This is a genomic window from Arthrobacter sp. SAFR-179 (assembly GCF_059414945.1).
Map to the genome: position 1 here is coordinate 814,208 of NZ_JBPFDM010000001.1, position 23,605 is coordinate 837,812.

Sequence of the window (23,605 nt, forward strand, 5' to 3'; positions counted from 1 at the left end):
TGCCGTGATCTTCCTTGACGCAGCTGCCACCACCCCGGTCCGCCGTGAAGTGGTGGACGCCATGTGGCCCCACCTCACGGGCGCATTCGGGAACCCTTCCAGCCACCACACCCTCGGTGAGGCGGCAGCCGCGGCGCTCGCGGGGGCGCGGGCAGCGGTTGCCGGTGTCCTCGGATGCCGTCAGGGCGAGGTGGTGTTCACCTCCGGGGGAACGGAAGCGGACAACCTGGCCGTCAAAGGCATTGCCCTGGCCCGGCAGGCCGCCAACCCGGGCTTGAACCGGGTGGTGATCAGCGCCGTCGAGCACCCTGCCGTGGAGGAATCCGCGCGCTACCTCGAGCGCTTCCACGGTTTTGTGGTGGATGTGGTGCCGGTGGACGCCACCGGCACGGTGACACCCGACGCCCTGGCCGGCATGCTGCGCCCGGAGACCGCGCTGGTCAGCATCATGTATGCCAACAACGAGGTGGGCACCATCCAGCCCATCGCCGCGCTCGCGGAACTGGCCCACCGCCACGGAATCCCGTTCCATACCGACGCCGTCCAGGCCGCCGGCTGGCAGCCGCTGGATACCAAGGCCCTGGGCGTTGATGCCATGAGCATCTCCGGGCACAAGCTGGGCGCACCCAAGGGCTGCGGCATGCTGTTCGTCCGGAGCCGCACCCGGCTGGAGCCGGTCATCCACGGCGGCGGGCAGGAACGCGGCCGGCGCTCGGGAACGGAAAACGTGGCCGGCGCGGTGGGCCTGGCCACCGCCCTCACGCTGGCCACGGACCGGCAGCCGGAGCAGCAGGCACGGGTTGCAGCCCTCCGGGACCGGTTCATCGGTGCGGTGGCGGCCGCGGTGCCGGACGCTGTCCTGACCGGCCACCCCACGGAACGGCTGCCGTCCGTTGCGTCCTTCTGCTTTCCAGGAACCAGCGGCGAGTCCCTGCTCCTGGAATTGGAACGGCAGGGCGTGGTGTGCTCCAGCGGTTCGGCCTGCGCTGCCGGTTCGGATGCGCCATCGCCCGTGCTCACCGCGCTGGGAATTTCCGCCGAAGTGGCGCAGACCGCCGTCCGGTTCAGTTTCGACGCGTCAGTAACCGGGGAAGACCTGGACAAGGCTGCGGACGCCGTAAGGTCCGCCGTCGCCAGGGTCAGGAGCCTCGGCGCAGGCCAGGCCCACTGACGGATGGGGCAGCCGAGTCAGCGGTGGCGGGCCCGGCGGAAAATCCAGTGCCGCAGCATGCTGAAGCGGACCGCCGTGGCCAGGAAGCCGGACAAGGTGGTCGCCAGCAGTTCGTCCCCCACGGTGGCGTCCGGATTGAACCAATGCAGCACGCCCAGGCTGCTGCCGGTAATCACCAGCGCCACGGCGATCACCACCAGGCCGTTGAAGTGGTCACGGGTACGGCGCTGCTGCCCGGCGATCTTGAAGGTCAGCCGCCGGTTCAGCGCGGTGTTCAGCAGGGACGTGAGGACCAGCGCCACCGCGTTGGCCAGCTGGGCGCCCAGCCACGGCCGCAGCAGCGCGTAGAGGCCAAGCGATGCCGCGGTGCAGATGACGCCGACCCCGGAGAAGCGGATCAGCTGCCGGATGACCGGAAAGCGCAGGAGACCCCGGTAGTGCCTGGTGGCCGGAAGGCGCCGGGGCATGGTTTCCTGCACAGCGGCTGCGGACGGTCTCTCCGTCATCCCGCGGCACCGGCTGCCCGCTCAGGGCCGCGGGCAGGCAGGAGGAAGGGGATGCGCCCAGGGCGCCCGGGACGAACCGCCATGCGTCAGTACAGCTCGCCCACGGGGATTTCCACTGCCAGCCGGTTGGAGGGTCCGGGCAGCGGGCAGGCCCACGCCTCGTTGTAGGCACAGGAGGGGTTGTAGGCAAAATTGAAATCCAGGACGAACGTCGCGCCGGGGCCTGTGCCGTTGACGCCGTGGAAGGCACCCTTGATGGTGTCCAGCAGGTAGCGGCCGGCGCCATAGGTTCCGCCCGGCTGTCCGGCTGTGGCATCGCGGAACGGAACGAAGATGCCGCCGCCATACCCGTGCAGTTTCCACACCCCGAGCTGGCCCATTTCCGGCAGGTCGAACGTCCCCAGCCGGACAAAGTGGACCACCCCGTCGGTGGCGGTTTCGACGCTCATCTCCCGGCCGGCGCCCTCTTTCGTCAGGGGGACGTGGAACCGGTAGATGGGATCGTAATCGGCAGTCTTCAGCCCCGAGAAGCGCGCCTTGTCCGTGGCGGTGAGCGCGGACGCCGGGTGGGTGCCGAACATCAGGTCACGCTGGTGGCGCCAGTACGAGTGCGCCTCCGACGGGCTTTCCACCGCGAACCGGCGGACGTTGTCATAGAGCGCAAAGGTCCTCAGCCGCCAGTCGGCGATGTCCAGGGCGGAGATATCCGCCGGGTTGTCTTCGGCTGCGCCGTGCTGCTCTTCCGCCATAACGTCCAGCCTAGTCCCAGGCCGGGGTGGTAAATGCCCGACGGCGACACGCCGGGCCGGGCGCCCACCGTCAGGGACGGCTGGAGGGCCGGGAGGGGCCGTCCCGGCAGGGCGCAGGAAACACCCGTTTCAGTGCGCATGAAACACTATTGCGGCAGCCCGGGCAGGCGCCATGGCGCCACTAGGCTGGCTTCCATGACAGGCAAGGCAGCAGTGACCGCCCTTTCCCGGACATCCCTGGCGGCGGCGGTGTTCCTGCTGGCGGGATGCTCTGGATCCCCGGCGGGCCCGGGATGGACGGCACAGCCCGCACCATCGGCGGCGGCAACCTCCGGATCTGCCGCGCCCGGCCCAACGTCGGGAACAGCACCGGCATCACCGGATGCTTCGGGCAGTGTCCAGGCCTCCGCCTCCACACCATCCGGGGAACCCGGGGGTGTTGCCACCGCGGCTTCCTGGAAGACGTTCTCCGATCCCGCCAAAACCGTCAGCTTCGACCTGCCGGCGGACTGGATCGCCCAGTCCGTGGCGCCTGAGGACGGCGTGCTTCCCGGCGGACTGAAGGTGGAAGTGAAGAAGCCCGACGGAACTTTCGTTGCCGCCCTCCGCACCGGACTGCCGCCGTCGTCCCCCGATTGTCCGGAAAGCGCCCGGCATCCCTACACCGTGATCAGCAGCGTACCCTTTGAGCTTTCCGCCCAGGGCGGGGAGGGGACCATCCCGCCGCACATGGTCTACCGGGTGATCCAGGGCTACCGGTATTTCGGTTCGTACGGGATCACCAACCTTGTGGGAGGGACGGATGGGCAGGCGTGCGTGCTGCGCAATGTGGTGCGGGGTCCGGCCTCCAAGGGCGACTACTCGTTCGGGGACCTGGTGAACCTCAAGGCCTTTGCCCCGGATGAGAAAGTGGCGCCGGCGAAGGCTTTCGACACCCTTGGCCAGGCCGCGCAGTACGTCAATGAGAGTCCTGACTTCGCCAACGTGCAGCGGATGCTAATGTCGCTGAAGGTCAAAAACTAGTCCCGCTGCCGGCACTCACAAGTGCGGGGCGTACGACTTGTTTTCCGCCCCCAACACCCCCGGAGAGACATGGAACGCTCTGTTTCCGCACGCCTGGCCTTCAGGACCATCGCCAACACCAAGGTGGCCATGGCCATTGCCGTAGCACGGAACAGCGGCTACTCATCCTTTGATGAGTCCCTCTCCGTCAAGGCCGGCGGGGCAGAGGTTCCATTGACCGAGGTTTCGGACCACCACGGCGGCCGGTTCCACTACATGGAGTTCGCCGAACCCACCGACGTCACCGTGGAATACACGGCCACGGTGGCCGGCCGCGCTGTCCCCGAAGACGCCACCCTGGCCGACCGGATCCGCTACGTCCGTCCCAGCCGGTATGCCGAATCAGACCGGCTCCTGCCTACGGCCTACGCAGAGTTCGAAGGGGTCCAGGGCGCGGACCTGGTGCAGGCCGTCCGCAACTGGGTCAACGGTGAGCTGCGGTACATCAGCGGCTCCTCCCGGGGCACAGACGGTGCGGTGGAAACCCTCCTCAGCAGGCGCGGCGTCTGCCGGGACTTTGCACACCTGGCCATCGCCCTGCTCCGCTCCAAGGACGTCCCGGCGCGTCTGGCGGCTGTCTACGCACCGGGCCTGAGCCCCATGGATTTCCACGCTGTGGCCGAAGCCTACGTGGAGGGTGCCTGGCACATCATCGACCCCACCGGGCTTGCGCCGCGGGAGTCGATGCTGCGCATCACCGCCGGGCGGGACTCCTCTGACACCGCCTTCCTGTCCACGGTGGGTGGAAGCCTGGTGCTGAACCAGCTGCGCGTCACCGCCGTGGTCAACGGGGAGCTCCCGGTCGAGGATCCCGCCCGGCTGGTGGCGCTGGGCTGACTTCCGGGCCCGGCTGGCTCTCCCGTCGGCGGGCCCGGGGGCTGGCTCCCCAGCCGGGCGGGCAGCCGCCTGTTATTTGGGGAGGGGACCCAGCGAGCTCCGCAGCTTGTCCGTGAGCCGCATCAGTTCCTTCTGCTCCGCGGCCGTCAGGGCAGGACCCACCAGCGCCGAGATGTCCCGGACGTGCTCGCGGCCGATCTCCTTCTGCAGCTCCCGCCCCTCGTCGGTCAGCTTCAGCAGGATGCCGCGGCCGTCCTCGGGTGCCGGCATCCGGGCAACGAGCCCGCGCTTTTCGAGCCGCTCCACCAGCCTGCTCAGGCTGGACTGGCTCAACAGCACATTGTCGTTGAGCTCGTTGAGCCGCAGCCAGCCGGACGGGCACCGGGAGAGCGTGAACAGGACGTCGTATTCGTTCACCGCCAGCTTCCGGAACGCCCGCCCGGACTGCAGCCTGCGCATCACGGCAACCTGGGCCCGGAACAGGGACTCCCAGGTTTCCGCTGCCAGCCGCACCGGCGATTCCGATCCTCCCGCAGCCATCACGCCTCCGCGGCGGCTTTGTCGGCGTCCTGCGATGCAAGCAGGGCGGCCACGCGGCCGGCGTGGGTGGGTGGCTCGGGAACGTGGGCGGGCTTGAGGGCCGCGTACTCCCTGCGGAGGACGGGCAGGACTTCCTCGCCGAACAGGTCCAGCTGCTCCAGGACGGTCTTCAGCGGCAGCCCGGCGTGGTCGATCAGGAACAGCTGGCGCTGGTAGTCGCCGAAGTGCTCACGGAACGTCAGGGTCTTTTCGATGACTTCCTGCGGACTGCCCACCGTCAGCGGGGTCTGGGAGGTGAAGTCCTCCAGGGACGGTCCGTGGCCGTACACAGGGGCATTGTCGAAGTACGGGCGGAACTCGTTCACGGCATCCTGGGAGTTCTTCCGCATGAAGAACTGGCCGCCAAGCCCAACGATCGCCTGGTCCGCCTTGCCGTGGCCGTAGTGTTCGTACCGTTCGCGGTAGAGGCCGATCAGCTGCTGGTAGTGCTCCTTGGGCCAGAAGATGTTGTTGGCGAAGAAGCCGTCACCAAAGTACGCGGCCACTTCCGCGATCTGCGGGGTGCGGATGGAGCCGTGCCACACGAACGGAGCCACCCCGTCCAGGGGCCGCGGGGTGGAGGTGAAGTTCTGCAGCGGGGTGCGGAACTTGCCGGACCAGTTGACGGTGTCCTCATCCCACAGCTTGCGCAGGAGGCTGTAGTTCTCGATGGCCAGCTCCACGCCGTCCTGGATGTTCTTGCCGAACCACGGGTATACCGGGGCGGTGTTGCCGCGGCCCAGGACCAGGTCCACGCGCCCGTCGGACAGGTGCTGGAGCATGGCGAAGTCCTCGGCGATCTTCACCGGGTCATTGGTGGTGATCAGCGTGGTGGCCGTGGAGAGGATGATCCGTTCGGTCTGGGCCGCAATGTACGCGAGGGTGGTGGTGGGGGAGGAGGAGAAGAAGGGCCGGTTGTGGTGCTCGCCCAGGGCGTAGACATCCATGCCGATTTCCTCGACCTTTTTGGCGATGGCCACCGATGCCTTGATGCGTTCGTGCTCGGTGGGGGTGCGGCCCGTGGTGGGGTCCGTGGTGATGTCGCTGACGCTGAAAACACCGATCTGCATGGCGTGCCTTTCCGTTGCTGGGCTTGGCTCCAGTATAGGCCAATGTAGATGCATTTGCATCTATCGCCGGATACAACGCAGTAGGGCCGGAAATATTCCGTGCTTTTATTCGGCGCCGGGAGCGGCTCGCCGGCCGCTGACTTTTGGCACCTGGCCCGTGGTCCAGTCGCGGAACTCAGCATCCACGTCGGCGGCAGGACCAAACTCCGGGCGGGTCTTGAGGTCGCGCAACAGCGCCTTCTTCTCGCGCCGCCCCTCCACCAGCCGGTACAGCACCGGAACCAGGACCAGGGTCAACGCGGTGGAGGACACCAGGCCGCCGATCACCACCACGGCCAGCGGCTGTGAGATGAACCCGCCGCCGCCCGTGAGGCCCAGTGCCATGGGGGTCAGGGCAAAGACCGTGGCAAGTGCCGTCATCAGGATGGGCCGGAGGCGCTGGCGTGCACCGTTCGTGATGGCGTCTGCCACATTCATGCCGGGCCGGCCGTCGCGCGGTTGCCGGTACTGGTTGATCAGGTCGATCAGCACGATGGCGTTGGTGACCACAATGCCCACCAGCATCAGCATGCCGATGAGCGACGGCAGGCCCAGGGGCACGCCGGTGAGCAGCAGCAGCGCCACGGCGCCGGTGGCCGCGAACGGAACCGAGACCAGCAGGATCAGCGGCTGGATGAGGGACTTGAAGGTGGCCACCATGATCACGTAGACGATCGCGATGGCCGCCAGCAGGGCCAGCCCCAGCTGCCGGAACGATTCCGCCTGCTGCGTGGTGGCGCCGCCGATCTCCGCGGTGACGCCGGCTGGCAGCTGGACGTCCGCCAGGCGTTTTTGGACTTCCGTGTTCACCGCACCCAGGTTGGAGCCCGACGGCGTGATGGACACCTTGGCGGTGCGCTCACCGTTGCTGGCGGTGATGGAGACGGGGACGTCCACCTGCTCCACGGAAGCGATGCTTCCCAGCGTCACGGGCCGGCCACCCGCCGGCAGCGGGATGTTCCGGACGGCGTCGATGCTGGTGAACTTGGTGCCCTGGCCGATGCGGACGGGGAAATCGTCGGTGTCGATCCGTACCGTGCCGGCAGGGATGGGGCTGATGGTGGATGCCAGCACCCCGGCAACCTGTTCCTCGTTCAGGCCTGCGGCGGCGGCTTTGGCCCTGTCCACCCGGACCTGGACCACGGGGTTGCTGGCGGCCAGGTTGCTGGCCACCTCACTGGTGCCGGGGACGCCTGTCATGGCTGCCACCATCGTGTCGCTGGCAGCCTGGAGGTCGGCGCTGTCAGCAGCCTTCAGCGTGATGTCCACGGTGGATGAGGTGCCAAAGCCGCCCTGCTGGGTGCCCACCGATACCTTGCCTGAGTCGGGCACCTTCGCAAGCTCCGAGCGCACGGTCTCCTGCAGGCGTGCCTGGTTGGCCTTTTCGTCCGTCACCACCGTGAAGGTGGAGTTGGAGGAACCGGTGGATGTGAGTGCGGCAAAACCGGCCTGGGCGTTGCCGGAGGTCACCTGGACGTCCTTGATGCCGTCGATCCCACGGAGCACCTCTTCGAGGCGGACGGCGGCGGCGCTGGTGTCGGACAGGCTGGTGCCGGCCGGCAGTATCTGGCGCACGGTAAGGCTGTTCTGTCCCGAATTGCCCAGGAGGTTCGTGGCCAGCAGCGGTGTCATGGCGCCGGTGGCACCGAGCACCAGCACTGCAGCCACGAGGGTAATGACTGGATGTTTCTGGGTGGAGCGGAGGATGGGCAGGTAGCCGCGCTGCAGGCGGCTGCGCTGTTCGGCGTCGTGGGCCTTCGCTTTTGCCTCATCGGCGATCCGCCGGGCCTCGGCGGAGCCGGCAGCAGCCGTACCCGCCGGGTCCTTGGGATTCCTGAGGAACCAGTAGGCGAGCACCGGGACGATGGTCAGTGACACCAGCAGCGAGGCCAGCAGCGCCATGGTCACCGTCAAGGCGAAGGGCCGGAACAATTCGCCGGCCAGTTCGCCGACGAAGGCGATCGGCAGGAACACGGCCACCGTAGTCAGGGTGGAGGCGGTGATGGCACCGGCCACCTCCCTGATGGCGGTGAGGATCGCCGTCGACTTATCCTCGCCGTAACTCAGGTGCCGCTTGATGTTTTCGATCACGACAATCGAGTCGTCCACCACGCGCCCGATCGCGATGGTGAGCGCGCCGAGCGTCAGGATGTTCAGCGAGTAGCCGGTGGCCGACAGGCCAATGAACGTGATCAGCAGGGACAGCGGAATGGATACCGCCGTGACCAGCGTTGACCGGGCGGACATCAGGAAGAGCAGGATAATGGCGACGGCGAACCCCAGCCCCAGCAGGCCTTCCGTGGTGAGGTCCTTGATGGACTTCTCGATGAACGGTGCCTGGTCAAAGACAGGGGTGAACCGGGCGTTGGACCCCAGTTCGGCTTCCAGGTCCTTCAGGGAGTCCCGCACAGCGTGCGAGATGCCCACCGTGTCGCCTTCGGGTTTCTTGGTGACGGAGATGGCCAAGGTCTCGGCGCCGTTGGTGCGGGTGATCGAGGTGCGTTCATCGTCCTTGAGCGACACATCCGCGACAGTACCGATGGTTGCCCCGTTTTTGGCACCTCCCAGCGGCAGTGCCTTGATTGCGTCCAGGGAGTCCACCGGGCTGCCGATCTGGAGCGACAGGGTCTTGCCCTGGTCCTGCAGGGTGCCTGCCGGGACCAGCGCGCCGTTGTTGGACAGGGCGTCCCGGATGGAGGTGACGCTTGTCCCCGCTGCCGTCATGGCGTCGGGCTTTGGAAGGATCTCGATGTGCTGGGAGGCGCCGCCGGTCACGTCGGCGCTGCGAACGCCGTCGATCTTCTGCAGCCTGGGCACGGTCAGGCGCTGCAGGTCGGCGTTCAGCCCGCTCAGCGGCTTGTCGGAGGAGACGGCGAGGAAAACGATGGGGAAGTCACTGATGCTTCCGGCAATGGCCTGCGGCTGGACATCGCTGGGCAGGGTCCGCTTGGCGTTGGAGATGGCCCGGTCGATCTGGTTCCGGGCCCGGTCCAGGTTGGATCCGTACGTGAACACCATGGTGATCTGGGAGACGCCGGTGCGCGACGTGGAGGAGGTGGACTCCAGCCCCTCCACGCCGTTCAGCGCCTTTTCGAGCGGGCCACTGACCTGCTTGTCCACCACTTCCGGAGACGCACCCGGCATGGAGCTGAGCACCGTGATCTGCGGGAACTCAATGGAAGGAATGAGCTCCTGCTTCAGCGATGACATGGTGATCACGCCGAAGACCGAGGCGAAGACGGTGATCAGGGCGATCAGGGCCCGGTTCGCCAGGGAAAGGTGCGCCAGCCGGAACATGGGTGGTCTCCTGGGGGTCTGAGTGACTGGTACATGCCCTGGGGGTGCCAGCCGCTGGCCCCGGCAGGGTCAGTGGCTGGCGGAAACGCTCTCCAGCTGGAGGGATTTGGCCGTGGCCCGTTCCAGCTCCGCGGCCAGGTCCGGATTCTCATCCAGCTTCACCCCGTAGCCAGGCATCATGTCCTTGAGCTTGCCCTGCCAGCCCTTGAAGTTCCGGGGGAACGTCTTCTGCAGGAGCTCGATCATGATGGGGACAGCGGTCGAGGCTCCGGGCGAGGCGCCCAGGAGCGCACCGATGGAGCCGTCGCGGCCGGCGATCACTTCGGTTCCGAACTGAAGGATGCCGCCCTTTTGCGGGTCTTTCTTGATGATCTGTACACGCTGACCGGCCGTAATGAGTTCCCAGTCCCCGCCCTTTGCCTCGGGGTAGTACTCGCGCAGTGCCTCGACCTTCTGGTCGTGCTTCTTCACCACTTCCTTGACCAGGTAAGCGGTGAGGTCCATGTTGTCCTTGGCAACTGCCAGCATGGGAATGATGTTGGACGGCCGGATGGACAGCGGCAGGTCCAGGTAGGAGCCGTTCTTCAGGAAGTTCGTGGAGAATCCGGCGTACGGGCCGAACAGGAGCGAGCGCTTCCCGTTGACGTAGCGGGTGTCCAGGTGCGGAACGGACATGGGCGGAGCGCCCACAGACGCCTGGCCATAGACCTTGGCGCTGTGCTGGGCCGCGATGGCCTCGTCCGTGCAGCGGAAGAACTGGCCGGAGACGGGGAAGCCGCCGTAGCCCTTGCTTTCCGGGATGCCGGAGGCCTGGAGCAGGTGCAGGGCGCCGCCGCCGGCCCCGACAAAGACGAACTTGGCATGGATCTTGCCGTGCTCGCCGGACTTGGGGTGCTTCAGCGTCAGGTCCCAGCCGCCGTCCGACGCCCGCGAGATTCCGGTGACGTCGTGGTTGTAGTTGATTTCGACGCCGTTGTGCCCCAGGTAGGTGGTCAGCTCGCGGGTGAGTGCCCCGAAGTCGACGTCGGTTCCCTCGGCGGCGCGGGTGGCGGCGATGCGTTGCTGGGGGTCGCGGCCCTTGACGATCAGCGGCGCCCACTTGGCAATCTGGGCGTGGTCCTCGGAGAACTCCATGCTGCGGAACAGGGTGTGCGGCTTCAGTGCCTCATAGCGGGTCTTCAGGAACCGGGCGTGGTCCTCACCGATCACGAAGCTCATGTGGGGGACGGTATTGATGAAGCCCTTGGGTGAACCGATCAGGTTGTTGTCCACCAGGTGGGACCAGAACTGGCGGGAGAGCTGGAACTGTTCGTTGATGAGCAGTGCCTTGGCGGGGTTGACCGAGCCGTCTTTGGCCGCGGGGGAGTAGTTGAGCTCGCAGAGGGCGGCATGGCCCGTTCCTGCGTTGTTCCAGGGATCTGAGCTTTCGAGGCCCGGCTGGTCCAGCCGTTCGAACAGGGAGATGGTCCAGTCCGGTTCCAGCTGCTTGAGGAATGCCCCCAGCGTGGCGCTCATGATGCCGCCGCCTATCAGGACAACGTCGGCGTGTGGGGTCTTGGAAATGAAGGTCACGATCAGTCTCCGATTGCAGCGGCTCTGGCTGTCACAGAATATCCCCGCGCAGCCCGCATACTGAAATTGGCCCGGGCCGTCAAGGCTTTAGCTGGACCTTCGTGAAAACTTCGTTTAAGACCGGGGAGGCGGGGTAGCTCAGCACGCGGTCTGACAGGGCAAGCGCGGAGATGGGGAAGGCGATGGGAACAGCCGGCACGGTCGCCGCTATCTGGGTGTTGATGGTGTGATAGAGCTCATCGCGTTCCTTGCCGTCGGGCAGCCCCCGTGCCCGGTTGATCTTTGAGAAGACCTGGGGGTCCTGGTAGCCGAACTCCCCGTTCTTCTCGCCGAAGAGCGGGCCCACGAAGTTGTCCGCATCCGAATAGGAACCGTTCCAGCCGAGGATGTGGAGCGCGTGGTCGCCGGCGGACTGGACCTTCTGCAGGTAGCCGTCGGACCAGTCAACCGGGACGGGCCGGATGTTGAAGCCCACTGCGGTCAGCTGGCGGCTGAGTTCCGCGTAAACCTTCTCCGGCGTGGGCAGGTAGGGGCGGGTGACGTTCATGGGGTAGTAGAACTTCAGTTCCTCGCCCGCGTAGCCGCCCTCCTTCAGGTAATCCTTGGCCTTCAGTGGATCGTGTCCGAGTGCCGGCGCGTCGTTGTTGAAGCCGCTGATCTTGGGCGGAACAAACTGCGTGGCCTTGGCGGTGTTATCGATGAAGAACTTCCGGATCAGGGTTTCCTTGTCGATCGCCAGCTCCACCGCCTGCCGGACCTTCTGGTTCTGGAGCACCGGGATGTCCTGGTTCATGCCGACGTACATCACCGAGAAGGGGTCGCGCTGCACAATCTGCTTGCCGCGCTTGACCAATTGGTCGAAATTCCCCACGGTGACGGCGTCATAACCGTCGATCTTTCCGTCCAGCAGGGCCTGGAGACGGGTCTGGGGATGGTTGTAGGCCAGGAAGTTGATGGTGGCGATCTGGCCGCGGTCGCCCCAGTAGGTCTTGTTGCTGGACAAGGTGACGTTGTCGTTGCCCCATGCGGCCAGGGTGAAGGGTCCGGTGCCCACCGGGTTGGTGGCGAACGCGGACATCGCCTGGCCGCCCCGGTTCTGGTCCAGGACGTCGGCCCTGCCGGCGGCGAGGGCAGCAGGGGACGCAATGGCGAAGGCCGGCAGCGTCAGTGCCTGGAGGAACGCCGTGAAACGCTGCGTCAGGTCAATCTGGACGGTGTCGGCGGAGACCGCTGTGCAGCTTTTGAAGATGGACAGCCCAGGCTCGTCCGAGTGCGCCTTGAACACGCTCTTGAACGAGCTGCCGGGCGCCTGTTTCCGCAACTCCACGGGAAACGTGAACCAACGGTTGAAATTGGCGCAGACGGCGTCGGCGTTGAATGGTGTGCCGTCCTGGAAGGTCACCCCCGTGCGGAGCTTGAAGGTGTAGGTCCGGCCTTCGTTGGACTCGTTCCACTCCGTGGCCAGCAGCGGGGTGGGCTTGCCGGTGGTCTGGTCAACGCCTACCAGCCCTTCGAGGATCTGGCGGGTGATGCGCTGGGACTCCACGTCACTGGACAGGGCCGGGTCCAGTCCTAGGGGCTGGGCGGCGGTGCCGAAATTGAACGTGGCATCCGGCTCGGCGGGAGTGGAATTGGGCGTTCCGGAGGTGGGGGACGGGGACGGCATTCCCGTGCATGAGGTCACGCCCAGCGCCATGAGGACGGCGCCGGCTTTGATGACCGTCCGCCGCGATGTACTGCTGGGCACTCGTTTATCACCTCTGGATGCTGCCGGCTCCGCCGCTTGCGGGCCGGGACCCAGTCTAGAGGACAGGACCTGGGGCGGACCCCAGGTACACGCGTGACGCGCCAAGGCCCGGGTCCGCTGGTTGCCGGCGGACCCGGGCCTTGAGGGGGCGTGCGCGGTGCTTACTTGGGCATGAGGACCGAGTCGACCAGGTAGACCGTCGCGTTCTTGGTCTTGACGCCGCCGCAAACGACGTTGGCGTTGTCCACCTTGAGGTTGTCCCCGCTGCCGGTCACCGTGACGGAACCGCCCTGGACCGTGGCGTGCGTGCCGGCGATCTTGTCCGGGGTGATCTGGCCGGGAACCACGTGGTAGGTCAGGATCTTGCTCAGCAGCGCGTCGTCCGTCTTCAGGGTCTCGATGGTGGCGGCGTCGATCTTCTTGAAGGCGTCGTCAACCGGTGCGAAGACAGTGAATTCGCCGCCGTTGAGGGTGTCAACCAGGTCCACCTTGGGGTTCAGCTTGCCGGAAACGGCGGCCGTGAGGGTGGTCAGGATCGGGTTGTTGGAGGCGGCCACGGCCACCGGATCAAGGGCCATGCCCTCCACCGAGCCGGCACCGCTGGGAACCTGCTGGGCGTAGGCGGCGCAGCCGGGGCCAACCAGGTTGGCGGCCGGGTCCATGCTGGCCGCAGACGGGGACGCCATGGCGGAGCTGGACGGCGATGCCATGCTGGAGCTGGGGGAGGACGCCATCGGCGCAGACGACGCCGAGGAACCGGAAGTGCTGCCGGAACCGCCACATGCGGTGAGGCTCAGCAGTGCGGCCGCTGCAACGCCGGCGACGGTGAAAGTGGTGCGCTTGAAGTTCTGCATTTCAGTTCTCCTTGGATCGTTTTGCCTGCCGCTTGTGGACGCTGTCCGCGGCCTGCACCTTGCCTTGGTGTAAGCACCTGCCCTTGGCTGGTGTCTCAATGGCTATTCGGCCGTTGGGCCGCGGCGGATGGGTGATCTTTGGAGTTTTTCTAATCGGGGCAGAAACCGGCGGCAGCCAGGCGGGTGCTTAAAGCACGGATCCCCCGGCCGAAGCCGGGGGATCCACAGGTGCGCAAGGGGGGACTTGAACCCCCACGCCCGAAGGCACAGGAACCTAAATCCTGCGTGTCTGCCAATTTCACCACTCGCGCGCGGCGTCCTGCTGCCAACCTTTAAGGTCCGACGGCGGATGCCAGTGTCCATTGTAGCGTTGCCCCGCGGGCCTGCCTGGGCGGGTCCTTGGCAGCGGGCCCGGGGTGGGCGCCGGACGGATCAGGTGTCCAGGTTGAGGTCCCGCCGCAGTTTGGCCACGTGGCCGGTGGCCCGGACGTTGTACTGGGCAAGGGAAACGGCGCCGGACGGGTCCACCACCACAGTGGACCGGATGAGGCCCTGGTAAGTCTTGCCGTAGTTCTTCTTTTCGCCCCAGGCGCCGTACGCCTCGGCCACCGCGTGGTCCGCGTCGGAGAGCAGCGGGAACGTCAGCGACTCGTTCGCAGCAAACTTGGCCAGTTTCTCAACGGGGTCGGGGGAGATGCCCAGGACGTCGTAGCCGGAGGCCTGCAGGGAGGCGAGGCTGTCCCGGAAGTCGCAGGCCTCCTTGGTGCAGCCGGGCGTGGAGGCGGCAGGGTAGAAATAGACAATGGTGGAGCGGCCGGGCCGGGGAGCCAGGCTGACGTCCTTGCCGGTTGAATCCTGCAGGGTGAAAGCGGGTGCTTTGTCGCCGGTAACGAGCCTTTCAGCCATTGTTTTTCTCCTTGTTGCGGGCGGGACACAACAGCCTAGTAAGCAGGTGGGACGAGTGCTAATCGGCATTTGGCTATACTTGCTGCTATGCCTGATATGGATCACTGGCCCACAGGGCGCCTCCTGTCCACTGCTGCGCGCCTCGTTGAACACTCATGGAACGAAAAACTTGGCGCCATCGGACTTACCCACGCCGGTGTTATCGCCATCGAAGTCCTTGCCGCGCAAGGACCCATGACCCAGGCGCAGCTTGCCCAGTATGTCCGCGTCCAGGCCCAGACCATGGGCAAGACGCTCAGCCGGCTTGAGTCCCACGGCCACATCGTCCGGGTGCGCAGCACCTCGGACCGCAGGAGCCACGTGGTCTCGCTCACCGAGCAGGGCAAGGACGCCGTGGCCCAGGCTGTGGAGATGGAGCGCTCGGTGCTGGCATCGGCGTCGATTGACCCCGAACTGCTGCGGCAGGAACTCAAGGCCGTGGTGCGTGAGCTCGCCAGCCAGTTCTCCACGACGCCCGGCAACGCCGCTGCCCTGGTGGACAACGCCGCCAAGTAGCTGTGGCACCGCAGACCGCTTAACGAAAGCGCGGCTCTGGCTTGGAAAAGCCGGGCCGCGCTTTTTTGTGCCCAGCCACCGGGCCGTCGTCGTACTTCTCCCCGTCCCGCCACCATCGATTGCTCCGTACCTGCCGTTTTGAGCCCTCAAAACGGCACTTACGGAGCAATCGATGACCAAGTGGGCAAAACAAAACAGCCCCCGGCTTGTGTTTCCACAAAGCCGGAGGCTGTTTTCCCAGTGGTGCACCCCCCGGGACTTGAACCCGGAACCCATTGATTAAGAGTCAATTGCTCTGCCAATTGAGCTAGAGGTGCATCTTGTTCGCTTCCATCCCCGGGCTTTTTCTTTCCCGTTGATCTCCGCAACGACATGAAACTCTACACGAACTTTTGGTGCAAGTGAAATCGGCGCCGCCGGCGGTGCCTGGATCACTGGAGGGGGCGCAAAACCAGCACGAAATCAGGGTTTTCGTTGTTCGTCAGCAGCCAGAGCCCGCCCTCCGGGGTCCGGATGACGTCCCGGATCCTGCCGTACTCACCTGTGAAATAGGCCACAGGATTACCTGCCTCCGTCCCTTGGAGCGGGACCGCCCAGAAGCGTTCACCGCGGAGGGCGCCCAGATAGGCAACATCTCCGGCAATTTCCAGTCCGCTGGGTGAAGAGTCGCGGGTGGAAGGCCACACCACCTTGGCGTCCTGGAACTCCGCACGGTGCGGAGCTCCGGTGACCTGCGGCCAGCCGTAGTTGGCCCCCGGGAGAATCAGGTTCAACTCGTCGTCCACGTCCGGGCCGAACTCGCTGGCCCACAGCCTGCCTGATCCATCCCAGGCCAGGCCCTGGACGTTCCGGTGCCCCAGGCTGTAGACAGCGTTGCCAAACGGGTTGCCGGGGGCGGGGCCGCCGTCGGCGGTGAGCCGGAGAATTTTGCCGCCCAGCGCATTCGGGTCCTGGGGCTGTTCGCGGCGCTGGGCATCGCCCGTGCCTACATACAGGAAGCCGTCCGGGCCGAAACGGATCCTGCCGCCATTGTGGGTACTGGCCTTTGGTATCCCCGACAACACCACCTGGGGCTGGCCGAGCGTCAGGGAACCGCCGGCATCGCCTTGGACGGTAAGCCGGACCACCCGGTTGTCATCACGGGCGGTCAGGTAGGCATACAGCAGGTGGTCTGCGTCGAAGTGCGGGGACAGCGCCAGGCCCAGCAGGCCCCCTTCGCCGGCGGGCACCACGTCCGGGACCTTGCCGAGCGTGGTGGCTTTTCCGTCCCGTACGGCCTTCAGGAGCGCCGTTTCCCGCTCGGAGATGATGGCAGTCCGGTCCGGAAGGAACACGGCGGCCCACGGGATGTCCAGCTGCAGCTCCAGCCGTTCCTGCACCGTGGGAACAGGGACAGTTTGAGGAGGAGGGGCCGGGGTAGAGGAAGAAGCGGCGGCGGGGACGGTGGGCGGCGGAGGGATAACGACGGCGGTTCCCGGCGCGGTGCCGCTGCTGGCCGTGCCGGTGCCCGGTTGAGGCGGCCCGGACGTTCCCGTGCAGGCGGCCAGTACCAGGCACACGGCCAGGCAGGGAAGGCCCGCCGCGGCGCGGCGGGCCTTCCCCCTGCTAGAGCCGTTTGCGGCGCGGGGCCCGGAAGCCTGCAGCCTCCGCATGCGCAGCAGATTCAAACCAGACTTCCGCCCGGGTCTGCTCATAGTCGGGATGCCCTTCTTCGTAGTAGACCATTGCGGCGGCATCGCCCTTGACCGTGTAGTCCGCCGGTCCGCTTCCGTCGGGACCCGGCGCAGCCGAACCTGCCCCATATGGCTCATCTGCTGCAAGGTGCCCGGAAGGCAGGGCGGAATCCGGGCCCTGTGCCTGCACGGCCGGCCCGGCCGCAGCCACGTCCTGGCCCTGCCCGGATGGCTGGTGGTGGTCCGCGCCGTTCTCCACGAGGGCGGAGGACTGGGTGCGGTCCAGCGTTTCGGCCGCGGCGGCTTCCCCCTGGCTCCCACCGGCAGCGGCAGGCGCGGCCGGCGGCTGCCGGTGTACCGATTCGGAGGAGTCGGCCCGGTGCTGGGACGGGTGTCCGCCCGCCGGCACCTCAGGTGACGGGCCGGCGTCGTCCGCGCTCTCAATGGCGGCCGTTTCAGCGCCGGGAAGCGTGGGGGCGTGGGGGGCCGTGTATTCGTCATGGTGGACCGGGCGGGAGTCCGGCGGGGAAGCCTGACCGGAGGCTGTCCCGGCGGAGGCTTCGGTCCGGTCAGCCTGATGCGCAGGAGTACCGGCTGACCCCACCGCCGAGGAGCCTGACCCGGCTCCTGCCTCGGACCATTGGGTTTCCCATTCGGCCTGGTCCGCAGCCTCGTTTTGTGACTGACTCTCCGATTGGTCCTGGTGATGGCGCTGCCCGGCCTCGGCGCCGCTGGCTGAAGCGCTGCCGCCTGAAACGCTGCTGCGGGACGTGCCGGAGCCGGAAGCGGACGAATCCGCCGGTTCCTCGGCAGCGGCAGGGACGGCGGGTTCGGCCGGCTTTCCGAACCCCGCCGCGGTGGGGATACCGGTGGTGCCCGCGGCATCGGCGGACGCGGCGGCACTGCCGCCCTCGAGCGCTCCGTCCGTCCTGGTCCCTGCCGATGGCCTGCCGGACGGACCGGCTGACTTGCTGCGGTTCAGCAGCCACCAGATGATGACAGCGATGACAACGATGAGAATGATCCAGAAAACAATGTCCATGGCAAGCCTTTCGCTCCAGGGGGCTGGGGTGTCCTGCCCCCGACGCTACGTCGGGTCAACACAGCTGTCCAGAGACGCCGCGCGACCCGGAGCCCTGCGCTGGCCGGAAGCCCTTCGGCGGGGCCGAATCGGGGCCCACGGCACCCTGGTCTCAAAATATGAGACAGAAGTCCACTATTTGGCGGGTTTTTCAGGCGTTTTTGCCACATCCCTGGTCCGGCGGTCGTTTCCGCCAGGGTCCGAGCCCTAGACTTTCCCCTATGAGTGACGCCCAGACCGCAAGCGAGAACACGCCTGACATCAAGCCCCGCAGCCGTGTTGTGACCGATGGGATCCATGCGGCCCCTGCACGCGGCATGTTCCGGGCCGTCGGCATGGGGGATGACGACTTCGCCAAGCCGCAGGTGGGCGTGGCAAGTTCCTGGAATGAAATCACCCCCTGCAACCTCTCCCTGAACCGGCTCGCGCAGGGTGCCAAGGAAGGCGTCCACGCGGGCGGCGGTTTCCCCATGCAGTTCGGCACCATCTCCGTCTCCGACGGTATTTCCATGGGCCACGAAGGCATGCACTTTTCCCTGGTCTCCCGCGAAGTCATCGCCGACTCCGTCGAGACCGTGATGCAGGCCGAGCGGATCGACGGTTCGGTCCTGCTGGCAGGCTGTGACAAGTCCCTCCCGGGCATGCTCATGGCCGCTGCCCGCCTGGACCTGGCCAGCGTGTTCCTCTACGCGGGCTCCATCATGCCCGGCTGGGTCAAGCTCGAGGACGGATCCGAAAAGGAAGTCACCCTCATCGACGCCTTCGAAGCGGTCGGCGCGTGCGCGGCCGGCAAGATGAGCATGGAGGACCTCACCCGCATCGAAAAGGCCATCTGCCCCGGCGAAGGCGCCTGCGGCGGCATGTACACGGCCAACACCATGGCCTGCATCGGCGAGGCACTCGGCATGTCCCTGCCCGGCTCGGCCGCACCACCTTCGGCAGACCGCCGTCGTGACGAATTCGCCCGCAAGTCGGGCGAAGCAGTGGTCAACCTGCTGCGCCATGGCATCACAGCCCGCGACATCATGACCAGGAAGGCCTTCGAGAACGCCATCGCCGTCACCATGGCCTTCGGCGGCTCCACCAATGCCGTCCTGCACCTGCTGGCCATCGCCCGCGAAGCCGAGGTTGAGCTCACCCTTGACGACTTCAACCGCATCGGCGACAAGATCCCGCACCTGGGCGACCTCAAGCCGTTCGGCCGCTACGTCATGACCGACGTCGACAGGATCGGCGGCGTACCGGTGATCATGAAGGCCCTGCTCGACGCCGGCCTGCTCCACGGGGATTGCCTCACCGTCACGGGCAAGACCGTCGCTGAAAACCTGGCCGCGATCAACCCGCCCGACGTGGACGGAAAGATCCTGCGCGCGCTGGACAACCCGATCCACAAGACCGGCGGCATCACCATCCTGCACGGCACCATGGCCCCGGAGGGCGCGGTGGTGAAGAGCGCCGGGTTCGACGCCGACGTTTTCGAGGGAACGGCCCGCGTGTTCGAGCGTGAGCAGGGTGCCCTGGACGCGCTGGACAACGGTGCCATCAAAGCCGGCGATGTTGTGGTCATCCGCTATGAAGGGCCCAAGGGAGGCCCGGGAATGCGCGAAATGCTCGCGATCACCGGTGCCATCAAGGGGGCAGGGCTGGGCAAGGACGTCCTGCTGCTCACCGACGGCAGGTTCTCCGGCGGCACCACGGGGCTGTGCATTGGCCACGTTGCACCGGAAGCGGTCGACGGCGGCCCCATCGCCTTTGTGAAGGACGGGGACCGGATCCGGGTGGACATCGCCGCCCGCAGCTTCGACCTGCTGGTGGACGAAGCCGAGCTCGAAGCCCGTAAGGCAGGGTGGGAGCCGCTCCCGGCCCGCTACACAAAGGGCGTGCTCGCCAAGTACGCCAAACTGGTGCACAGCGCGAGCCAGGGCGCCTACACCGGCGTCTGACGCCTTCCCTTTACATAAGGCGCTGAGCGCCTTATGTAAAGGGACCCTCGGTGTCACCCTTATTAAGCCCTTCCGGGCTTGGGTGGGTCGCTGAGGGATTGGTCCCTGCGAAGAGGGGATCGAAAGATGGACAATGGAGTCCATATGGTGAGATTGGGTTGTTGCTCGTTGACACTGAACTTGCCAAGAGGGAACACTGAACACATGACCTTCGTTACCGGCACTGTCGTCGTCCTTACCAAGCGCGTGGCACATTAGCCTCCACTGGTAACGAACCGTCACGCGCGAAACCCCTCACAGAGCCACCCGGCTGAGGGGTTTTTTTATTTCCCTCAGTCACCAACACCACAGAAGATCCACAAGGAAGAGTCCGATGAGCAAAGGATCGCCCATCAGCCCCTCGCTGATGGCCACCAAGTCCGCTGGAGCCGCCAAGGCTCCGGAACGCGCCGACCGGACGGCTGACCACGCCGCCGTCGTCGCCGACCTTGCTGCCGTCTCTCCTGTCCTTGGGCCGAACAACGTCGTACCCCCGACGGTGATGACCGGCTCGCAAGCGATCGTCCGCTCGCTCGAAGAACTCGGCGTCGACGATATTTTCGGTTTGCCCGGTGGCGCAATCCTGCCCACCTACGACCCCTTGATGGCCTCCACCATGAACCACGTGCTGGTCCGTCACGAACAGGGAGCCGGCCATGCTGCGCAAGGCTACGCCATGGTCACGGGGAGGGTTGGCGTCTGCATCGCCACCTCCGGCCCCGGAGCCACCAACCTCGTTACCGCCATCATGGATGCCCACATGGACTCCGTGCCCCTGGTGGCCATCACCGGCCAGGTATCCAGCGGCGTCATCGGCACCGATGCCTTCCAGGAAGCCGACATCGTGGGCATCACCATGCCCATCACCAAGCACTCCTTCCTGGTGACGGACCCCAACGACATCCCCCACGTCATGGCCGAAGCCTTCCACCTTGCTTCCACCGGCCGTCCCGGGCCGGTGCTGGTGGACGTTGCCAAGGACGCCCAGGTTGGCCAGATGACGTTCTCCTGGCCGCCGAAGATCGACCTGCCCGGCTACCGGCCGGTCACCCGCGGCCACAACAAGCAGGTGCGCGAGGCCGCCAAGCTCATTGCGGCGTCCACCAAGCCGGTTCTGTACGTGGGCGGCGGTGTGGTCAAGTCGCACGCCTCCGCCGAGCTGCTCGCCCTCGCCGAAGCAACCGGGGCACCTGTGGTCACCACACTGATGGCCAAGGGCGCGTTCCCGGATTCGCACCCCCAGCACGTGGGCATGCCCGGCATGCACGGCAGCGTCTCGGCCGTCACCGCGCTGCAGCAGTCCGATCTGCTGATCACGCTCGGCGCCCGCTTCGATGACCGCGTCACCGGCGTGCTGAAGACCTTCGCGCCCAATGCCAAAGTCATCCATGCGGACATCGATCCGGCTGAAATTTCCAAGAACCGCACCGCTGACGTGCCCATCGTGGGATCCGTCAAGGAGATCATCCCCGAACTCACCGAGGCCGTGCGCAGCCAGTTCGAGGCCTCCGGCACCCCCGACCTCACCACCTGGTGGGCGTTCCTGAACAACCTCAAGGAAACCTACCCGCTGGGCTGGACGGAACCGGATGACGGCCTGATCGCCCCGCAGAAGGTCATCCAGCGGATCGGCGCCCTCACCGGGCCTGAAGGCGTGTACGTGGCCGGCGTGGGCCAGCACCAGATGTGGGCTGCCCAGTTCATCAAGTATGAGCGCCCCCACGCCTGGCTGAACTCCGGCGGCGCCGGCACCATGGGTTACGCCGTCCCGGCGGCCATGGGCGCGAAGGTTGGCGAGCCCGACCGGGTGGTCTGGGCCATCGACGGCGACGGCTGCTTCCAGATGACCAACCAGGAATTGGCTACCTGCGCCATCAACAACATCCCCATCAAGGTGGCTGTCATCAACAACTCTTCGCTGGGAATGGTGCGCCAGTGGCAGACCCTCTTCTACGAGGGCCGCTACTCCAATACCGACCTCAACACCGGCCATGACACTGTCCGTATCCCGGACTTCGTCAAGCTGGGGGAGGCCTACGGCTGCGCCTCGTTCCGCTGTGAACGCGAAGAGGACATCGACGCCACCATCCAAAAGGCCCTCGAGATCAACGACCGCCCCGTGGTCATCGACTTCGTGGTGAGCCCCAACTCCATGGTGTGGCCAATGGTGCCCGCCGGCGTTAGCAACGACCAGATCCAGGTTGCCCGCAACATGACCCCGGAATGGGAAGAGGAAGACTGAGCATGAGCCGCCACACACTCTCCGTCCTGGTTGAGGACAAGCCCGGCGTCCTGACCCGCGTGGCCAGCCTCTTCGCCCGCCGCGCCTTCAACATCAACTCCCTGGCCGTTGGCCCCACCGAAGTGCCGGGCGTATCCCGCATGACGGTGGTGGTCGACGCCGACGGCGACCTCATCGAGCAGGTCACCAAGCAGCTCAACAAACTGATCAACGTGATCAAGATCGTTGAGCTGACTCTCGAATCTTCCGTACAGCGCGACCACATCCTGGTCAAGGTACGTGCGGATGCCGCAACACGTCTGCAGGTAACCCAGGCCGCAGACCTGTTCCGCGCTTCAGTGGTTGACGTCTCTACAGACTCCGTCGTCATTGAGGCCACAGGCCACCCCGAAAAGCTCACAGCCCTGCTCTCAGTGCTGGAGCCCTTCGGCATCCGCGAAATTGTGCAGTCCGGCACCCTGGCCGTTGGACGGGGATCCCGCTCCATGAGTGACCGGGCGCTCCGCTCCGCCTAGGCACCTGCCCAAGGCGGGACTGGCGCCCGTAACCGCAGCACCGCAAGACCACTATCTACAACCACTCAAGAGGAGTTACGCAAGTGACTGAAATGTTCTACGACGACGACGCCGACCTGTCGATCATCCAGGGCCGCAAGGTTGCCATTGTTGGCTACGGTTCCCAGGGCCACGCCCACGCGCTGAACCTGCGCGATTCCGGCGTCGAGGTCGTCATCGCCCTGAAGGACGGCTCCAAGTCGACCGCCAAGGCGCAGGATGCAGGCTTCACGGTCAAGAACGTTGCCGACGCCGCCGAATGGGCCGACGTCATCATGATCCTGGCGCCGGACCAGCACCAGCGCTCGATCTACAATGACTCCATCAAGGACAAGCTGACCCCCGGCAAGGCGCTGGCCTTCGCCCACGGCTTCAACATCCGCTTCGGCTACATCCAGGCACCGGAAGGCGTTGACGTCATCCTGGTGGCCCCGAAGGCTCCGGGCCACACCGTCCGTCGCGAGTTCGAGGCCGGCCGCGGCATCCCGGACATCATCGCCGTCGAGCAGGACGCGTCCGGCAATGCCTGGGAGCTGGCCAAGTCCTATGCCAAGGCCATCGGCGGCACCCGCGCCGGCGTCATCAAGACCACCTTCACCGAAGAGACCGAAACCGACCTCTTCGGCGAGCAGTCCGTCCTCTGCGGCGGTGTCTCGCAACTGATCCAGTACGGCTTCGAAACCCTGACCGAAGCCGGCTACCAGCCGCAGATCGCCTACTTCGAGGTGCTGCACGAGCTCAAGCTCATCGTCGACCTCATGTGGGAAGGCGGCATCGCCAAGCAGCGCTGGAGCGTCTCCGACACCGCAGAGTACGGCGACTACGTCTCCGGCCCGCGCGTCATCACCCCCGAGGTGAAGGAAAACATGAAGGCAGTCCTGGCCGACATCCAGTCCGGTGCATTCGCCAAGCGCTTCATCGAGGACCAGGACAACGGCGGCGTGGAGTTCAAGGAACTGCGCGCCAAGGCCGAGCAGCACCCCATCGAGGCTGTTGGCCGCGAACTGCGCTCCCTGTTCTCCTGGCAGCAGCAGGACGTCGACTACGTGGAAGGCTCCGCAGCCCGCTAAGGCTGCCAGCCCAACCACATAGACCGCAACGGTGAGGCCGGGTTCACACTTAACAATGT

General features: G+C 66.1%; 19 protein-coding genes and 2 tRNA genes. 8 read left to right on the top strand and 13 right to left on the bottom strand.

Translation table 11 applies throughout. The features are described from left to right. The first annotated feature begins 4 nt into the window (after nt 1–4). Nucleotides 5–1,171, top strand: a complete 1,167-nt coding sequence (locus ACR65K_RS03940) for a cysteine desulfurase family protein (protein WP_440151396.1) — start codon at nt 5–7, stop codon at nt 1,169–1,171. 17 nt (nt 1,172–1,188) lie between these two features. On the opposite strand, the gene ACR65K_RS03945 is transcribed toward ACR65K_RS03940, so the two are convergent. Both ACR65K_RS03945 and ACR65K_RS03950 read right to left on the bottom strand, forming a co-directional pair. Further along, a complete protein-coding gene (locus ACR65K_RS03945; protein ID WP_056335207.1) occupies nt 1,189–1,677 on the bottom strand; it encodes a GtrA family protein in 489 nt (162 codons plus the stop codon). Nucleotides 1,678–1,763: 86 nt separating this feature from the next. Then, nucleotides 1,764–2,426, bottom strand: coding sequence for a DUF1684 domain-containing protein (locus ACR65K_RS03950; RefSeq protein ID WP_056335210.1), 663 nt, complete (start codon nt 2,424–2,426; stop codon nt 1,764–1,766). A 195-nt stretch (nt 2,427–2,621) separates the two neighbouring features. On the opposite strand from ACR65K_RS03950, the gene ACR65K_RS03955 reads away from it, so the two are divergent. Together ACR65K_RS03955 and ACR65K_RS03960 are read left to right on the top strand one after the other, a co-directional pair. Beyond that, nucleotides 2,622–3,449 carry a hypothetical protein gene (locus tag ACR65K_RS03955; RefSeq protein WP_440151397.1) on the top strand — a complete coding sequence of 276 codons (828 nt, stop codon included), beginning with the start codon at nt 2,622–2,624 and terminating at the stop codon, nt 3,447–3,449. A gap of 69 nt (nt 3,450–3,518) precedes the next feature. Beyond that, on the top strand, nt 3,519–4,325 hold the full coding sequence (locus ACR65K_RS03960) for a transglutaminase-like domain-containing protein (protein ID WP_440151398.1): 807 nt from the start codon (nt 3,519–3,521) through the stop codon (nt 4,323–4,325). Nucleotides 4,326–4,397: 72 nt separating this feature from the next. On the opposite strand, the gene ACR65K_RS03965 is transcribed toward ACR65K_RS03960, so the two are convergent. The 8 genes from ACR65K_RS03965 to bcp all read right to left on the bottom strand — a co-directional run bounded on the left by ACR65K_RS03965 (nt 4,398) and on the right by bcp (nt 14,389). Continuing rightward, nucleotides 4,398–4,865 carry a MarR family winged helix-turn-helix transcriptional regulator gene (locus tag ACR65K_RS03965; protein ID WP_142031582.1) on the bottom strand — a complete coding sequence of 156 codons (468 nt, stop codon included), beginning with the start codon at nt 4,863–4,865 and terminating at the stop codon, nt 4,398–4,400. Further along, nucleotides 4,865–5,974 carry an LLM class flavin-dependent oxidoreductase gene (locus ACR65K_RS03970; protein ID WP_056335226.1) on the bottom strand — a complete coding sequence of 370 codons (1,110 nt, stop codon included), beginning with the start codon at nt 5,972–5,974 and terminating at the stop codon, nt 4,865–4,867. The genes ACR65K_RS03965 and ACR65K_RS03970 overlap by 1 nt, the downstream gene beginning before the upstream one ends. A gap of 105 nt (nt 5,975–6,079) precedes the next feature. Further along, a complete protein-coding gene (locus ACR65K_RS03975) occupies nt 6,080–9,310 on the bottom strand; it encodes an efflux RND transporter permease subunit (RefSeq protein ID WP_440151399.1) in 3,231 nt (1,076 codons plus the stop codon). A gap of 69 nt (nt 9,311–9,379) precedes the next feature. Beyond that, on the bottom strand, nt 9,380–10,882 hold the full coding sequence (locus tag ACR65K_RS03980; protein WP_440151400.1) for a malate:quinone oxidoreductase: 1,503 nt from the start codon (nt 10,880–10,882) through the stop codon (nt 9,380–9,382). A 79-nt stretch (nt 10,883–10,961) separates the two neighbouring features. Further along, nucleotides 10,962–12,629, bottom strand: a complete 1,668-nt coding sequence (locus tag ACR65K_RS03985) for an ABC transporter substrate-binding protein (protein ID WP_440151401.1) — start codon at nt 12,627–12,629, stop codon at nt 10,962–10,964. A 161-nt stretch (nt 12,630–12,790) separates the two neighbouring features. Next, on the bottom strand, nt 12,791–13,483 hold the full coding sequence (locus ACR65K_RS03990; RefSeq protein WP_440151402.1) for a fasciclin domain-containing protein: 693 nt from the start codon (nt 13,481–13,483) through the stop codon (nt 12,791–12,793). 229 nt (nt 13,484–13,712) lie between these two features. After that, a tRNA-Leu gene (locus ACR65K_RS03995) sits at nt 13,713–13,794 on the bottom strand. A gap of 121 nt (nt 13,795–13,915) precedes the next feature. Beyond that, a complete protein-coding gene (gene bcp, locus ACR65K_RS04000; protein ID WP_440151403.1) occupies nt 13,916–14,389 on the bottom strand; it encodes a thioredoxin-dependent thiol peroxidase in 474 nt (157 codons plus the stop codon). A gap of 96 nt (nt 14,390–14,485) precedes the next feature. Between bcp and ACR65K_RS04005 the strand changes: the two genes are divergently transcribed. Beyond that, nucleotides 14,486–14,944 carry a MarR family winged helix-turn-helix transcriptional regulator gene (locus ACR65K_RS04005; protein WP_142033003.1) on the top strand — a complete coding sequence of 153 codons (459 nt, stop codon included), beginning with the start codon at nt 14,486–14,488 and terminating at the stop codon, nt 14,942–14,944. A gap of 241 nt (nt 14,945–15,185) precedes the next feature. Here ACR65K_RS04005 and ACR65K_RS04010 read toward each other — a convergent pair. The 3 genes from ACR65K_RS04010 to ACR65K_RS04020 all read right to left on the bottom strand — a co-directional run bounded on the left by ACR65K_RS04010 (nt 15,186) and on the right by ACR65K_RS04020 (nt 17,659). Further along, nucleotides 15,186–15,261, bottom strand: a tRNA-Lys gene (locus ACR65K_RS04010). Nucleotides 15,262–15,375: 114 nt separating this feature from the next. Beyond that, nucleotides 15,376–16,596, bottom strand: a complete 1,221-nt coding sequence (locus ACR65K_RS04015) for a PQQ-dependent sugar dehydrogenase (protein WP_440151404.1) — start codon at nt 16,594–16,596, stop codon at nt 15,376–15,378. Beyond that, nucleotides 16,550–17,659 (bottom strand): sunset domain-containing protein, encoded by a 1,110-nt coding sequence (locus ACR65K_RS04020; protein ID WP_440151405.1) that lies wholly within the window; start codon nt 17,657–17,659, stop codon nt 16,550–16,552. The genes ACR65K_RS04015 and ACR65K_RS04020 overlap by 47 nt, the downstream gene beginning before the upstream one ends. Before the next feature lie 260 nt (nt 17,660–17,919). Between ACR65K_RS04020 and ilvD the strand changes: the two genes are divergently transcribed. The 4 genes from ilvD (at nt 17,920) to ilvC (ending at nt 23,546) form a co-directional block, all read left to right on the top strand. Continuing rightward, the gene (gene ilvD / locus ACR65K_RS04025; RefSeq protein WP_056335245.1) at nt 17,920–19,641 is read left to right on the top strand and encodes a dihydroxy-acid dehydratase; all 1,722 of its coding nucleotides are present in this window, start codon (nt 17,920–17,922) and stop codon (nt 19,639–19,641) included. A gap of 373 nt (nt 19,642–20,014) precedes the next feature. Next, nucleotides 20,015–21,922, top strand: coding sequence for an acetolactate synthase large subunit (locus ACR65K_RS04030; protein WP_056335248.1), 1,908 nt, complete (start codon nt 20,015–20,017; stop codon nt 21,920–21,922). Between the two features lie 2 nt (nt 21,923–21,924). Then, a complete protein-coding gene (gene ilvN / locus ACR65K_RS04035; RefSeq protein ID WP_056335251.1) occupies nt 21,925–22,437 on the top strand; it encodes an acetolactate synthase small subunit in 513 nt (170 codons plus the stop codon). 83 nt (nt 22,438–22,520) lie between these two features. Continuing rightward, nucleotides 22,521–23,546, top strand: coding sequence for a ketol-acid reductoisomerase (ilvC, locus tag ACR65K_RS04040; RefSeq protein ID WP_056335254.1), 1,026 nt, complete (start codon nt 22,521–22,523; stop codon nt 23,544–23,546). Nucleotides 23,547–23,605 lie beyond the last annotated feature (59 nt).

What these genes read in the sequence shown, in the direction of transcription:
- ACR65K_RS03945 (WP_056335207.1), bottom strand. Translation starts at nt 1,677, where the DNA reads ATGACGGAGAGACCGTCCGCAGCCGCTGTGCAGGAAACCATGCCCCGG.
- ACR65K_RS03950 (WP_056335210.1), bottom strand. Translation starts at nt 2,426, where the DNA reads ATGGCGGAAGAGCAGCACGGCGCAGCCGAAGACAACCCGGCGGATATC.
- ACR65K_RS03955 (WP_440151397.1), top strand. Translation starts at nt 2,622, where the DNA reads ATGACAGGCAAGGCAGCAGTGACCGCCCTTTCCCGGACATCCCTGGCG.
- ACR65K_RS03960 (WP_440151398.1), top strand. Translation starts at nt 3,519, where the DNA reads ATGGAACGCTCTGTTTCCGCACGCCTGGCCTTCAGGACCATCGCCAAC.
- ACR65K_RS03965 (WP_142031582.1), bottom strand. Translation starts at nt 4,865, where the DNA reads ATGGCTGCGGGAGGATCGGAATCGCCGGTGCGGCTGGCAGCGGAAACC.
- ACR65K_RS03970 (WP_056335226.1), bottom strand. Translation starts at nt 5,974, where the DNA reads ATGCAGATCGGTGTTTTCAGCGTCAGCGACATCACCACGGACCCCACC.
- ACR65K_RS03975 (WP_440151399.1), bottom strand. Translation starts at nt 9,310, where the DNA reads ATGTTCCGGCTGGCGCACCTTTCCCTGGCGAACCGGGCCCTGATCGCC.
- ACR65K_RS03990 (WP_440151402.1), bottom strand. Translation starts at nt 13,483, where the DNA reads ATGCAGAACTTCAAGCGCACCACTTTCACCGTCGCCGGCGTTGCAGCG.
- bcp (WP_440151403.1), bottom strand. Translation starts at nt 14,389, where the DNA reads ATGGCTGAAAGGCTCGTTACCGGCGACAAAGCACCCGCTTTCACCCTG.
- ACR65K_RS04005 (WP_142033003.1), top strand. Translation starts at nt 14,486, where the DNA reads ATGGATCACTGGCCCACAGGGCGCCTCCTGTCCACTGCTGCGCGCCTC.
- ACR65K_RS04015 (WP_440151404.1), bottom strand. Translation starts at nt 16,596, where the DNA reads ATGCGGAGGCTGCAGGCTTCCGGGCCCCGCGCCGCAAACGGCTCTAGC.
- ACR65K_RS04020 (WP_440151405.1), bottom strand. Translation starts at nt 17,659, where the DNA reads ATGGACATTGTTTTCTGGATCATTCTCATCGTTGTCATCGCTGTCATC.
- ilvD (WP_056335245.1), top strand. Translation starts at nt 17,920, where the DNA reads ATGAGTGACGCCCAGACCGCAAGCGAGAACACGCCTGACATCAAGCCC.
- ACR65K_RS04030 (WP_056335248.1), top strand. Translation starts at nt 20,015, where the DNA reads ATGAGCAAAGGATCGCCCATCAGCCCCTCGCTGATGGCCACCAAGTCC.
- ilvN (WP_056335251.1), top strand. Translation starts at nt 21,925, where the DNA reads ATGAGCCGCCACACACTCTCCGTCCTGGTTGAGGACAAGCCCGGCGTC.